The sequence below is a fragment of the Niveispirillum sp. genome (assembly GCF_017996735.1).
Taxonomy (GTDB): Bacteria; Pseudomonadota; Alphaproteobacteria; order Azospirillales; family Azospirillaceae; genus Niveispirillum.
In genome coordinates this window covers 15,475-29,399 of the sequence record NZ_JAGOGJ010000041.1, presented here as the reverse complement: position 1 = coordinate 29,399, position 13,925 = coordinate 15,475, and the positions used below count along the sequence as shown (strand labels likewise).

At 66.3% G+C, this 13,925-nt stretch carries 12 protein-coding genes; 5 read left to right on the top strand and 7 right to left on the bottom strand.

The genetic code is table 11. From position 1 onward, the window contains the following. Window positions 1–24: 24 nt before the first annotated feature. The 7 genes from KBA48_RS14790 to KBA48_RS14760 form a co-directional block, all read right to left on the bottom strand. On the bottom strand, window positions 25–1,137 hold the full coding sequence (locus KBA48_RS14790; protein ID WP_292907642.1) for a CaiB/BaiF CoA-transferase family protein: 1,113 nt from the start codon (window positions 1,135–1,137) through the stop codon (window positions 25–27). A 36-nt stretch (window positions 1,138–1,173) separates the two neighbouring features. Next, window positions 1,174–3,840 (bottom strand): LuxR C-terminal-related transcriptional regulator, encoded by a 2,667-nt coding sequence (locus KBA48_RS14785; RefSeq protein WP_292907640.1) that lies wholly within the window; start codon window positions 3,838–3,840, stop codon window positions 1,174–1,176. A 189-nt stretch (window positions 3,841–4,029) separates the two neighbouring features. Beyond that, window positions 4,030–4,857, bottom strand: a complete 828-nt coding sequence (locus tag KBA48_RS14780) for an SDR family oxidoreductase (protein ID WP_292907638.1) — start codon at window positions 4,855–4,857, stop codon at window positions 4,030–4,032. Window positions 4,858–4,868: 11 nt separating this feature from the next. Beyond that, entirely contained in the window at window positions 4,869–6,032 is a 1,164-nt protein-coding gene (locus KBA48_RS14775; protein ID WP_292907636.1) for an acyl-CoA dehydrogenase family protein, read from the bottom strand. A gap of 188 nt (window positions 6,033–6,220) precedes the next feature. Next, entirely contained in the window at window positions 6,221–7,378 is a 1,158-nt protein-coding gene (locus KBA48_RS14770) for an acyl-CoA dehydrogenase family protein (RefSeq protein ID WP_292907634.1), read from the bottom strand. Then, complete coding sequence (locus KBA48_RS14765) at window positions 7,366–9,525, bottom strand: 3-hydroxyacyl-CoA dehydrogenase NAD-binding domain-containing protein (protein WP_292907632.1); 2,160 nt, start codon at window positions 9,523–9,525, stop codon at window positions 7,366–7,368. The genes KBA48_RS14770 and KBA48_RS14765 overlap by 13 nt, the downstream gene beginning before the upstream one ends. Window positions 9,526–9,527: 2 nt before the next feature. Further along, entirely contained in the window at window positions 9,528–10,730 is a 1,203-nt protein-coding gene (locus tag KBA48_RS14760; RefSeq protein WP_292907630.1) for an acetyl-CoA C-acetyltransferase, read from the bottom strand. 138 nt (window positions 10,731–10,868) lie between these two features. Here KBA48_RS14760 and KBA48_RS14755 point away from each other — a divergent pair, with 138 nt between their 5' ends. The 5 genes from KBA48_RS14755 to KBA48_RS14735 all read left to right on the top strand — a co-directional run bounded on the left by KBA48_RS14755 (window position 10,869) and on the right by KBA48_RS14735 (window position 13,876). Further along, entirely contained in the window at window positions 10,869–11,654 is a 786-nt protein-coding gene (locus KBA48_RS14755; protein ID WP_292907628.1) for an SDR family NAD(P)-dependent oxidoreductase, read from the top strand. Window positions 11,655–11,666: 12 nt separating this feature from the next. Then, a complete protein-coding gene (locus KBA48_RS14750) occupies window positions 11,667–12,113 on the top strand; it encodes a hotdog fold domain-containing protein (RefSeq protein ID WP_292907626.1) in 447 nt (148 codons plus the stop codon). Then, the gene (locus KBA48_RS14745; protein WP_292907624.1) at window positions 12,110–12,484 is read left to right on the top strand and encodes a MaoC family dehydratase; all 375 of its coding nucleotides are present in this window, start codon (window positions 12,110–12,112) and stop codon (window positions 12,482–12,484) included. Before KBA48_RS14750 ends, KBA48_RS14745 begins: the two co-directional genes overlap by 4 nt. A 67-nt stretch (window positions 12,485–12,551) precedes the next feature. Beyond that, window positions 12,552–13,043 carry a VOC family protein gene (locus KBA48_RS14740; RefSeq protein ID WP_292907622.1) on the top strand — a complete coding sequence of 164 codons (492 nt, stop codon included), beginning with the start codon at window positions 12,552–12,554 and terminating at the stop codon, window positions 13,041–13,043. Next, window positions 13,040–13,876, top strand: coding sequence for an alpha/beta hydrolase (locus KBA48_RS14735; RefSeq protein ID WP_292907620.1), 837 nt, complete (start codon window positions 13,040–13,042; stop codon window positions 13,874–13,876). Before KBA48_RS14740 ends, KBA48_RS14735 begins: the two co-directional genes overlap by 4 nt. Window positions 13,877–13,925 lie beyond the last annotated feature (49 nt).

Here is a 13,925-nt window from a genome sequence, read left to right as displayed (position 1 = left end):
GCATGGGCCGGCAGCACCAGCACATCACCTGTCGGCGGGCAGGGCCCAGCGGGTCAGGGCCGTGTTCAGATCCAGTGCCCCGGACGCCGGACGGACACTGCCCGGCGTCGCGGAAAAACGCGGCGCCGTCCCCGGCTGCGGCACGCCGCCCAGCGCAGTGAAGGTTTCCCGCGCCCGGTTGTGCGGATGGTCCGGCGCCTCGGCCAGGGACAGGACGGGGGAGACACAGGCATCACCCTGGGCGAAATGCGCCGCCCAGACGTCGCGCGGCCGGGTCCGGAATATCGCCGCGAAGGCCTGGGTCATGGCTGGCCAGCCGGCCTGATCATACTGCACGAACCGCCCGGGCGGCAGACCCAGGCCAGCCAGCAGTTGCGCAAAGAAGGGTGGCTCCAGCGCCCCCACGGCGACATGCCGCCCATCGGCGCATTCATAGCAGCGATAGAAGGGGGCGAACCCGTCCAGCAGATTTGCCTCCCGCCGGTCGTTCCACTGGCCCGTATGCAGGAAGGCGTGGAACAGGCTGGTCATCACCGCCGTTCCGTCGGTCATGGCGGCATCGACCACCTGTCCCTTGCCGGTGCGTCCGGCCGACAGCAACCCCGCCAGCAAACCGGCCAGAAGGAACATGGCGCCCCCGCCATAATCGCCAATCACATTCAACGGCACCGTCGGCGGCTGCCCTGCCGTGCCGATGGCATGCAGGATGCCGGCGACCGCGATATAGTTGATATCATGCCCCGCGCGTGGCGCCAGCGGTCCGGTCTGTCCCCAGCCGGTCATGCGGCCATAGACCAGCCTGGGATTGCGGGCGAGGCATTCGGCCGGGCCCAGCCCCATACGTTCCATGACGCCAGGCCTGTACCCCTCGATCAGCGCATCGGCCCCCGCCACCAGCGACAGCAGGTCGGCACGGCCGGCCTCCGATTTCAGATCCAGCGTCAGACTATGTCGGCCACGGTGCAGGATGGCGCCGCCAACATCCTCCCATGCCGCGCCAGGATAGGGCGGGCGGGTGATGCGCAGCACATCGCATCCCATATCGGCCAGTAGCATGGCCGCCAGCGGCACAGGGCCGATGGCGTCAAGTTCGATCACGCGCAGCCCGACAAGGGGGCCGGTCGGCGGTTGGGTCATGGATGTTCCTTTCAGAAAGCCGGAAGGCCGTGCGGCTCACACCATCAGCCCGAGTTGGCGCGCCTTGATCACAGTTTGCGGCCGGCGACGGACGCCCAGCTTGTCGTAGACCTGCTGCATGTACCATTTGACCGTGCCCTCGGTGAGACCGAGGCGGTTGCCTATCTCCTTGTTGCGCAGGCCCGCCCCCACCATGCCCAGCACTTCCAGTTCGCGCGGCGACAGGCGGCTGCTGGGCTGGCTGTCGCCCATCTCCTCCTCATCCACATCCAGGAAGGGAATGATCCCGGTGAAGGAGGAGGCGAGCTTGGCGGCGAACCGGTCGACGGGCGTATCCATGACGGGACCGTGCCCATAGGCGTCGACCAGCAACGTGCCCACCGCCTCCCCCTCGTCCAGGAAGATGCGGGTCCAGCCGGCGGGTGCCGCGAGGGTTACGGCTTCACGCACGGCACGACGCGCCTCCTGCCGGTCGCCATCCAGCAGGGCGATCTGGGCCAGCAGCAGTTCGAACGCGACAGCGGACCGCAACGCCCCCGCCCGGCGGACAAAAGCGCTCCAGCGTTTAGCCACCTTGCGTGCCCGGACCAGCCGATGCCCCTGGATTTCCAGTCGCAGCCAGGCAATGGCGATACTTTCCTGGCGGCGGGTGGGGTTCATCGTGGGCAGCGGCTCGTCTTCCAGCGACAGATCACCTGCCTCGAATGCAGCAACAGCCTTCTGCGGCTGGCCATCCCGCAAAAGAAGCCGCACCTGCTCTGCCACGACATAGGCACGCAGCCGCTCCAACCCGCACTCGATGGCCACCAGATGCGCCCCTTCCAGGGCGGTCAGTGCCGCGTCAATCTGTCCGCGCGCAGCCAGCAGCCGGGCCCGGACAAGGTAGCCGGCCGCCAACTGATCCAGGAAACCCAGTTGCCGTGCAACACCCACATACCGTTTCACCAGATCGTCGGCGCCGGCCAGATCGCCGCAATCATACAGCAGCTCGGCCAGCGGCAGGGCCGGCAGCGCTGCCAGCGGCGATCCCTTGCCCGCGAAACCCTCGGCGATCTCCAGGGCTTCACGCAGCAGGGCACGGGCGGCCTCCACCTTACCCTGCACCATGAAGGTGGGCGCGACGGAGGATTTCAGCGCGATCGAGGCGAAGCGTACGCCGGGCAGTTCCAGGGCCCGGCGGGTTTCCGCCTCCAGCTTCAGGATGTCGCGGAAATGGTAAAGCTCCCGCCGCGCCGCCATGAGCTGGGCCAGCATGGTGCAGGAGAGATAGGGATAATCATCCCCCAGTTCCGCCAGCAGCGCCTGGGCCCGCGTCTCCACGGTGGTCATATCATCACGGGCGGCGGCCAGAATGATGGAACGGTGTTCGACCAGGCGGCGCAGGTGCATCGCCTGATGGGGGGGCAGGATGCCCGCTACTGCCTGCGCCTCGATGCAGGTGGCGGCAGCGTCGATCATCTTCTGGGCGGGCGTAAAGGCCAGCCCCCGGATGCGGCGCCACGCAAGAAGCAGCAACAGGCTGGGCCGGCCTTCAAGCTGTGGCCAGGAGAGAACGCTGGCTATACTGTCCAGTTGCAACAGGTGCCCGGCATAGGTCGCCGTCTCCGCCATGGCATCCAGGCAATCAGCCAGAAAATCCAGATCACCGCTGGCCTGCGCATGGGCGATGGCCGGTAGCGATTCATGGATGGACATGAAATAGCGCCCCGCCCGTCGGTGCATTTCCGCGGCATGGGCCGGCATGTCTTCCGTCAACCGGCGCAACATCAATTGCCGCAGCAGCGGATTGAGGACATAGCGCGCGGCCTCGATATCGACCAGGGTCAGGAACAGGCCCGCCGCCTCGATCTCGACCAGAAGCCGGCGACTGTCCTCCCGCCCGGTCAGCGCCTGGCAGGCGGCCGGGGTCAGGCTTTCCAGAACGGCGGTGCTGGTGAGAAAGGCGGCAATGGACGGGTCAATGCCGGGAAGCACCTCCTCCTCGAAATAATCGCCGACATCGCGGGCAAAGCGGGTCCAGCGGCTGGCATCTTCCAGTCCCGCCAAGCGCTGCGCCATGACCAGCCCCGCCACCCAACCATCGGTACGCGTCGCCAGCGACGCCCCCTCCCCTGTGCCCCCGCCATGGGCGGCCACCCAGGATTGCGTCTCTTCCGCTGTGAACCGCAGTTCCTGTTCACCCACCTCCACCAGCATGCCCAGCGACCGCAGGCGTGCCACGGGGATCTTGTTTCGGCCGCGCGCGACGATGATGGTCGTCATGGCATCACGCATGGTGACGACCAGCCGTTCGATCAGGGCATGGGTGTCAGCGGTCAACAGGTGCGCGTCGTCCACGATCAGTACTGGCCGGCAACCTCCATCGCCGATCAGCAGGGCCAGCAGGTCTTCCGCAGAACCGTCGGGCGCAGGCAAGGGGCGATCAAGGCCGCAGCGCGCGGCGGCCGCCCAAAGGCAGGACCGGAAATCCTCCGCCCCCCGAATGCCGCCTCGCGCCGCCAGCCAAAGCACGGGACGGTTGCGATTGCGCAGCCCGTCCGCCCAGCCGCGCAGAACGGTGGTCTTGCCGTAACCCGCCGGCGCATGCACCAGCGTGACGCGGGACCGGTCGACCGCATCCAACAGGTCGTCCAGACGTGAACGTTGTACCAGCGGGCCGCTGCGCAGGGGCGCGGACCCGACCATGGCAGAGATGATACCCATTGTTTCCTCCCAATGCCTGACGCTGATTTTTGTTTTCGCGGGGCTGTCAGTCGGTCTTTTGCCGGATGGTGCCTCCCAGGATCGAGACGGGTGCTCTCACGCTGAACCCGTCGACAGGACCAAGCATATAGAAGAGAACAGTGTTCACACCCTATCCATGGATAGGGTACGTGTTTAGTTGATCATCGGCTACAGCGTGTATCCCCCGCCGCAGGTCAGCACCTGCCCGCTGATATACCCCGCTTCGGGCAGGCACAGCAGATAGACGGCGCCCGCCGCATCTTCCGGCGTGCCGGCGCGGCCCAGCGGGATGGCGTTTTCGGCCGCACTGCGCAGTTCGGCACTGATCCCCACCTTGATGGCGCGGCCGGCCATGTCGATGCTGCCCCCGCTCTGCTCCGCATCGGTCAGCCTTGTCAGAATCACGCCGAAGGCCACGGCGTTGACGGTGACATTGTAGCGCCCCCATTCCTTGGCCAGCGTCTTGGTCAGACCAATCACCCCGGCCTTGCCGGCGGCATACCCAACCTGCCCCGGATTGCCGCCCAGCCCGGCGATGGAAGAGATGTTGACGACGCTGCGCCGGCGCGGCGGTCTGCCCGCCGCGCGTTCCGCCTTGACCGCCGCGCCGATGACCGGCCGGGCAGCGCGCAGCACGCGGAAGGGCGCCGTCAGATGGATGCCGATCATCGCCTCCCACTGTTCGTCCGCCGTCTTTTGGATGACATTGTCCCAGGTATAGCCGGCATTGTTGACGATGATGGTCAGGTCGCCGAACCTCTCCACCGCCAGCGCCACGAACCGTTCCGCAAAGCCCGGTGCCAGCACGTCACCGGCGCAGGCTTCCGCCTGCCCGCCGGCCGCCCGGATCGCGGCAACCACCTCCACCGCGGGACCTTCGTCCAGATCATTGACGATAACCGACGCACCGGCGCCGGCCAGTTTCAGGGCGATGGCGCGGCCGATGCCGCGCCCCGCGCCCGTGATGATCGCCACCTCTCCCTGCAAGGGCCGCATGTCCATGCCCCTCAGAATGACCGCGGCAGGCCGAGGCTTTCGGCAATGCCGTTGCGCACCATCTCGTTGGTGATGGGGCCGATGCGCCACAGCCGGCTGTCACGCCAATAGCGCTGCATGTCGGTTTCCGCCGAATAGCCCATGCCGCCGAGGATCTGGATGCCCAGGTCGGCCGCCTTGTTGGCATTCTCCGAGGCGATCAGCTTCAGCATGTTGGCCTCCGTGCCCACCGGCTGACCCGACGCCTGTTTCCAGGCGCAGTAATGCAGCATCAGTTCGGTGCTGGTCTGCATGGTGGCGATGTCGGCGATATAATGCTGGATGGCCTGGAACTGTCCGATGGTGCGACCGAAGGCCTGACGCTGCTTGGCATAGTCCAGCGCATCCTCCAGCACCCCGTCGATGACGCCCAGGCAGAAGGCGCCGACCATGATGCGTTCATTGTTCAAGGTCGGCAGCAGCATGTACCAGGCCTTGTCCGGTTCCCCCAGCACATCCTCATCCGGCACGAAGACATCGTCGAAATGCACCGTGCAGGACCCCATGGACCGCATGCCCAGCTTGGCCAGCGACGTCACCTTGATGCCCGGCGATTTGGTGGAAACCCAGAACAGCGACAGGCCCTGGTGGTTCTTGGTAATATTGCGGTTGGACCGGGCGATGACCAGCAGATAGTCGGCGACATGGGCCGATGAACTCCAGATCTTCTCGCCATTCAGCCGCCAGCCGCCGTCGACCCGCGTCGCCGTGGTGCGCATGGAGCCAAGCAGGTCGGTCCCGCCCGACGGTTCGGTGAAGGAGATGGCAGCCCGCAGCTTGCCGGTGGCGATCAGCGGCAGATACTTTTTCTTCTGCGCCTCGCTGCCATAGATGCCGATGGATTTAGACCCCGCGAATGACGTGATGCCCCAGATCCAGGCCAGCCCGCCCAGCGTGCGCGCCAGTTCGCGGGCCAGGATCATCTGCATCAGCACATCGCCGCCCTGCCCGTCATATTCTTCAGAAATGCCGACACCATGGAAACCGGCCTCGGAGAACTTGTCCCATAGGGCGAACGGGTAGTTGTGCTCGTCCTTCTCCAGGTCGCGCGCCCAGGCCTTCGGCGCCTCGGCTTCCACCCAGCGGCGGACACCATCGCGAAAGGCGCGGTATTCCTCGGGGAGATTGAAATCCATGATGTTTGCTCCTTGGGATTTGTTGGCTCTTGGGCACCTGGGTCGCCACCCACTCACCCGTCGTCCCGGCGAAAGCCGGGACCCAGCGTGAGGCGCGGTCAGCGCCGATATGAATCATGTCGCGGCAGACGCCGCTCTACGCTGGGCCCCGGCCTTCGCCGGGGTGACGGTGTGGAGAAGGGCCCCCCCTACCCCATTTTCCGCTCATCCAGGCCCAGACCCCGGCCGATGATTTCCTTCATGATCTCGCTGGAACCCGCGAAAATCCGGCTGACGCGGGCGTCGGTGTAAAGCCGGCTGATGCGGTATTCCTCCATGTAGCCGGCACCGCCATGCATCTGCACACCGGCATCGACCATGCGACCTTCCAACTCCGTCGCCAGCAGCTTGCATTCGGCCGCGTCCTCTCCGGACAGTTCCCCGTCATTCAGCAGCAGTACGCATTGGTCGATCAGCGTCTGCACAGCGTCGAGTTCCGCCCGCAAACCCGCCAGCACGAAGCGGTTATGCTGAAAGGCACCGATGGGCCGGCCGAAGGCGCGGCGTTCGCGCACATAATCCAGGGTGATATCGAATGCCACCTGCGCCGCCGCCAGCGATCCGATGGCCGCCACCAGCCGTTCCTTGGCCAGGAACCGCGTCAGATAGCGGAAGCCGGAAGTGGGGTCGCCCAGCACGTTTTCCTTGGGCAGCTTGACGTCATTGAAAAACAGTTCGGATGTGTCCTGCGCATGCAGACCCATCTTTTTCAACCGCTGCCCCCGGTCGAAACCGGGCATGCCGGCCTCCACCAGGAACAGGCCCAGCCCGTGCTTCTGATCGGGCTGAGTCCGTGCGGCCACGATGATCAGATCGGCCAGGAAGCCGTTGGAGATATAGGTCTTGGCCCCGTTCAGCAGCCAATGGTCGCCCTTGTCCTCCGCCCTGGTGCGCATGCCGGCCAGATCAGAGCCGGCACCCGGCTCCGTCATGGCAATGGCCAGGATGGTGTCGCCCGATACGCAGCCCGGCAGGATACGCTCCCGCTGTGCCGGCGTTCCCAGCGCATCGATATAGGGGGCGACCAGGTTGGAATGCAGGTTGATATAGAAGCCGATCTCACCATGGATGATGTTTTCCTCGATGATGATCTGTTCGAACCGGAAATCACTGATGCCGGCCCCGCCGAACCGTTCCTCGGCCCAGGTCAGCAGCAACCCCGCCTCACCCGCCTTCTTGTAGATCTCACGATCGACATGGCCCTGGGCGCGCCAGCGTTCGCCGTGCGGCGCCACTTCCTTCTGGAAAAAGCGGCGGGCACTTTCCCGGAACTGGTCATGTTCGGGCTGGAAGATCAGGCGGCGCATGGCGTGCCCCCCGCCTTCTCATAAAAGGGCCGGCCGGCGACGGCCCGCGCCCGCAGCCAGGCCGACGGGGCATAGCGCGGGCCGTGGGCCTGGGCCAGCCGATCGGCCTCCGCCACGAATTCCTCGATCCCGACCGTATCGATGTAGGACAGCGTGCCCCCAGTCCAGAGCGGGAAACCCCAGCCATAGACCGCACCCAGATCGGCATCCTGCGGCGTGGTCAGCACCCCCTCCTCCAGGCAGCGGGCGGTTTCAATGGCCTGGATATAGAGGAAGCGCCGCGTCAACCGTTCGGCATCGATATCCGGACGGGACGGGAAATGCTGCGACAGGCCGGGCCAGAGATGCTTGCGGCCACCGGCCGGATATTCGTAGAAGCCGCCGCCGGCCTTGCGGCTGCTGCGCCCAAGCTCATCCCGCATGCGCCGCAGAACAGGCACGCCCGGCGGCGGGGTGTAGCGGTCCCCTTCCTCCGCGATGGTCTGGTCCACGATCTTCAGCGGCAGGTCCAGCGTCACCTCGTCCAGCAGCGCCAGCGCTCCCACCGGCATCCCGGCGGCCCGCGCGGCATTCTCGATCACCGCCGGCGGCACCCCCTCGGCCAGCATCGACGCCCCTTCATGGATGAAGGTCTGGAACACCCGGCTGGTATAAAAACCGCGGCTGTCATTGACGACGATGGGCGTCTTGCGCAGTTGCGCCACGTAATCCAGGGCCTGGGCCAGCGTCTGCGCGCTGGTCTTGGACCCCATGATCACCTCCACCAGCCCCATCCGTTCAACGGGGGAGAAGAAATGCAGGCCGATGAAGCGGTCGGGCCGCGCCGATGCCTCGGCCAGTTGTGTGATGGGCAGGGTGGAGGTGTTGGAGGCGAACAGGGTGCCGGGCGGGATCACCACCTCGGCCCGTGCGGTGGTGTCGGCCTTCACGGACGTATCCTCGAACACCGCTTCCACCACCAGATCGACGCCGGCCAGATCGGCAAAGTCGGCTGTGGGCTGGATGCGGGACAGGATGGTCTCGGCATCGGCGGCACTACGCCGGCCCTTCTCCACCTCCTTGCCCAGCACCCTGGCGGAATAGGCCTTGCCCTTTTCCGCCAGTTCCGGCGTGCGGTCCAGCAGCACCACCGCGATCCCCGCCTGTGCCGAAACCAGGGCAATGCCGGCCCCCATCATGCCGGCCCCCAGAATACCAACCTTGGTCACCCTGGACGGGGCGATGCCGGCGGGGCGGCGGAAACCGCGTTCGGCCGCCTGCTTTGACAGGAAGCTGGTGCGGATGATGTTGCGGGCCACGGGGTCGGTCAGAAGGCGGGCGAAATATTTGCTCTCCACCGACAAAGCCCGGTCGAACGGCAATTGCCCGCCCTCAAACAGGCAGGACAGGATGGCGATGGCGGCCGGGCTGTTGCGCCCGCCCTTGGCGACGCCCGCCGCCGCCGTGGTGAACAGCACCGCCGTTTCAGGGATCAGCAACCCCCGCGCCTCGACGCTGGTATAGGCCTTGCGGTCCCAGACCCGCACCGGGTCCGGCCCGGATTGCAACCAGGACCGGGCGGCGTCCGTCAGTTCGGCTGCGGGCACCACCTCGTCCACGATGCGCAGCTTCAATGCTTCTTCCGGCCGCACGGTGCGGCCGGACAAGAGCAGGTCGATGGCCGTCCGGGCACCGGCCAGCCGCAGCAGGCGTTGTGTGCCGCCCGATCCCGGCAGCAGGCCGACATTGACCTCCGGCAGGCCGACAACGGCCTTGGGATCGTCGACCAGGATGCGGTAATGGCAGGCGAGCGCCAGTTCGAAGCCGCCGCCCAGCGCCAACCCGTTCAGGGCCGCGACCCAGGGCTTGCCACTCTTTTCGATGGCGCGATGCATGGCGGTGGCGCGCTGGCTGAAATCATAGGCCTGCCGTCTTGTCATGCTGTCGAACCCGTCGACCAGCAGCTTCAGGTCGGCCCCGGCCATGAATCCCTTCTTGGCGGAGGTCAGGACCACGCCCGTCACACCGGCATCGGCGGACAGGTCGGCGATGGCGGCATCCATCTCCGCCAGCCAGGGCTGGGTGACCAGATTGACGCTTTCATCCGCATTGTCGAGCGTCAGGGTGGCGATGCCATCGGCACCTTTTGTGATGGAAACATGGCGCATGTTTACACCCGTTCGATGATGGTGGCGGTGCCCAGGCCATTGCCGGCACACAGGGTGACCAGGGCCGTCTCACGGTCGCTGCGTTCCAGCTCGTCCAGCACGGTGCCCAGGATCATGGCACCCGTGGCCCCCAGCGGATGGCCCAGCGCGATGGCGCCGCCGCAGACATTGATGCGGTCATGCGGGATATCCAGGGCGCGTATATAGCGCAGCACGACGCTGGCGAACGCCTCGTTCAGTTCGAACAGGTCGATATCGCCCTTTTCCATACCGCAATTGCGCAGGGCCTTTGCACTGACCGCCGCCGGGGCCGTCAGCATGATCGACGGTTCCGACCCGATGGACGCGAACCCCCGGATGCGGGCGCGGGGTTTCAATCCCGCCCGTTCCCCAAAGCTTTTCGATCCCACCAGTACCGCACCCGACCCATCGACGATGCCCGACGAATTGCCACCGGTATGGACATGGGACAAAGCCTCGATCTGCGGATAGCGCAGCATCGCCACCTGATCGAAGCCCAGCGCCGCCATGCCCGGAAAGGCAGGCTTCAGGCTGCCCAGCCCTTCCAGCGTCGTCTCGGGGCGCGGATGTTCGTCGCGGTCCAGCAGCACCTCTCCCAGCAGGTCGGTCACCGGCACGACGGACCGGGCAAAACGCCCCTCCGCCCAGGACCGGGCCGCACGACGCTGGCTTTCCAGGGCGTAGGCGTCGACATCCGTCCGGCTGAACCCGTCCAGGGTGGCGATCATGTCGGCGCCGATCCCCTGCGGGATATAGTAATTGTGCCAGACGACACGCGGATCGGCGCTCCAGGCGCCGCTGTCGGCCCCCATGAAGGTGCGGCTCATGCTCTCCACGCCGCCGCCGATGCCGGCCTGGCTCATGCCCGACATGACCTGGGCCGCGACATTGTTCACGGCCTCCAGGCCGGACGCGCAAAAACGGTGGATCTGCTGACCGGCGACGGTTTCGGCATAATCCGCGTTCAGCACGGCGGCACGGGCGATGACGCCGCCCTGTTCGCCCACGGGCTGGGCGCAGCCGATAACGACATCGTCCAAGAGGCTTGTATCCAGCCCGTTGCGGTCACGAAGCGCCCGAAGCACCTGGGTCAGCAGTTCGACAGCGGTAACCTCGTGCAATGCGCCGTCGGGCCGTCCCCGGCCGCGCGGCGTGCGCACATGGTCATAGATGAAGGCATCCATCCTGGTCGGTCCATGGCTCATCAATTGGGAAGATGTGCCGTCTTCCCATCCCCATCGCCCAGCCGCACCTATCCGTGGGCAGGTGGAAAACGGCCTTTCCCGTTTCATCGTCCCTTCAACGACGAAGGGGATGGAAACATGCGGGTCATCATCACAGGTGCCGCCAGCGGCATCGGGCAGGCCGTCGCCCAGCGGCTTCAGGAGGGGGATGTCATCCGGGGCGACCACCGGATGCTTCTGGTGGATCGTGACACGGACGGGCTGGCACGGGTGGCCGACATGATCGGACCGGCGGCGGCAATCCTGAAAGCCGATGTGACGGACGAAGCCGACAGCGCCATCATCGCGGCGGCGGCCCTGGACCATATGGGCGGTATCGACGGGGTGGTCAGCAATGCCGGTGCCATCGCCGCCGGTACGCTGATGCAGATGACGCCAGCGGACTATGACCGGCTGTTCGCCGTGAACACGCGGGCCACCTGGCTGCTGGCGCGGGCGACTTATCCCTATCTGCGGGAAAGCCGGGGAGCGCTGGTGGCCACCGCCTCCATGGCCGCGACACAGCCGACGCCGCCGCTGGGTGCCTATGCCCCCGCCAAGGCTGCGCTGCGCATGCTGATCCGGCAATTGTCGGTGGATTGGGGACCGGACGGCATCCGCTGCAACTGCGTCTCCCCCGGCCCGACCCTGACCGGGATGACGGCCGCCGGCTATGCCGACCCGGCACGAAGGGCGGAACGGGAGGCAGCGATGCCGCTGCGCAAGCTGGGCACGCCCGCCGACGTGGCCAACGCCATCCTGTTCCTGCTCAGCCCCCTGGCCGGCCATATCACCGGCATCGACCTGCTGGTCGATGGGGGATTGAGCAATTGCCTGATGATCGCCAATGGCGGCGGCGCGGGGCACGCGCCGGCCGCATCATAGAGGAGGATTGAGATGGATTATCCCCCCCCGCCCGATGTGACCGGCCGGTCGCTGGACGGCAGCGATCCCTACATTATCGACCCGGCGGAGAATGCGGCCCTGTGCCGGTCCACGGGCGTTGAACCGGCCACCGACGGCACCGCGCATCCCGCCTATTATTACATCGCCACCCAGGTCGCGATGGGCCAGACGGTAGCCGGACTGTGCGCGCTGTGCGATTTCGACGTTGAACAGGGGCCGATGATGGCCAGTTCCAGCGTCCGCTTCCAGGCGCCGCTGCGCACGGGTCATCCCTACCGCGTGACCGGCGAGATAGCGGGCCTGACCCGCAAATCCAGCCGCAAGCTGGGCCTGATGGACCTGCTGGAATACCGGCTGCGCCTGCACGAGGCCGACGGCACCACGGTACTGGAAACCACCAATGTCTGGGTGCTGCCGCGCCGGGAGCTGATGCAATGACGGCTCTGACACCCTTCACCATTCCCTGCGTCAGCGCCGATGCCATGCGGGACTGGGCCAGGTTCCTGCGCGACCCCAACCCCATCCATCTGGACCCGGACGTTGTGCGGGCCAAGGGGCTGGGCGACCGGGTGATCAATCAGGGGCCCGCCAATCTGGCCTATATCATCAACATGCTGCTGGCGGCCTTTCCCGGCGGGCACATCACCGCCCTGGAAAGCCGCTTCATCGACAATGCCTATGCGGGTGACCGGCTGACGGCGGGCGGGCGGGTGGTGGAGGCCGGTAAGGCACACGCGACCTGCGAGGTCTGGCTGATCGCCGACGGCAATCGCCCCATCATCCAGGGCACCGCCACGATCACGCTCTAATGCCAGCGGCCCGGGGCCGCCGGATGGCGGCGTCCGGCGCCTGAAGGTGCAACGAAAAGGAAACACCATGCCAAGCGGCCCCTTCGCCCATGTCTGCATGCTGGTCCATGATCTGGACAAGGCCATCGCCGACTGGACCAGGATATTGTCCGTCCTGGACCCGCAAGCCCTGACGGAGCCCGTCGTCCGGTATGACGGCTTTTCCAGCGGTGCCGACCAGGATATGCGCTGGGCGACCTTTGTCGCCAACCATTCCGCCGAAATCCAGTTGATCCAGCCGGCCCCCGGTACGCCCTTGGGTGACCGGCTGGCGGCCAAGGGGGAGCATGTGCATCATCTCTGCTTCACCACCAACGACGTGGCGGGCAGCCTGGCCAAACTGGCGGCACAAGGGGTGCAAGTTCTAGGTGATGGCGCCACCAACCGTGACCCCACCATGACCTGGCAGGAATGGGGCTGGATCGGCCCGAAAAGCGCGCATGGCGTTCTGGTGGAGGTGGCGGCCCCCTATGAAAGCCATGGCGACGGTCGGTGGCACGCGGCGGGATCGCGCCCTTGAGTTCGTTTCGTACCATCACCCTGCCCGGCGATGGCCTGCGACTGGTGGCCGATGCCATCGGCGATCAGGATGCGCCGCCGATCCTGTTCCTGCATGGCGGCGGACAGAGCCGGCATTCCTGGCGCAATGCCGCGCGGCGGGTGGCCGGGGCCGGATATCTGGGCATCACCATCGACATGCGTGGCCATGGCGACAGCGATTGGGCACCGGATGGCGCCTATGGTCTGGAGATCATGGCAAGCGATCTGTGTCATGTCCTGCGGGCACTCGACCGACCCGCCGGCCTGGTCGGCGCCTCACGCGGAGGGCAGGTGGCGTTGGTCGCAGCAGCGGCGGAATCGGCACGGACAAGGCTGGTGCTGCTGGCCGATGTCGGCCCGCACATCGACCGGCAGGGCGTCGCCCCCATCCGCGATTTCATGGAACGCAGCATGCGCGGCTTCGACAGCGTGGAAGCGGCGGCACAGGCGCTGGATGGCCTGCCCGGACGTCGCCGCGCCGTCGATGCCGATACCCTTATCCGCGCACTGCGCCACGGGATGGATGGAAAACTGTACTGGCGCTGGGATCCCCGCACGGCCTTGCCGGGCTTTCTGGATGCCGATGGGGAGACAGCTTTGATGGAACGGGCGGCATCGGCTGTCCATTGTCCGGTTCTTCTGGTTCGCGCCGAACACAGCGATGTGTTGACCGATGAGGGTGTGAAGGCTTTCAGGCGCCTGACGCCGCAATTGCGGGTGGCCATGGCGCCAGGCGTCGGGCACATGTTCACCAACGACCAGAACGACGCCTTCGCGCTTCCACTGCTGGACCTTCTCGGTGGCGAAGACTGAATACGATAAGATGCAAAAACCCGGATAGCCCCCCCCCTCCACGGATAGG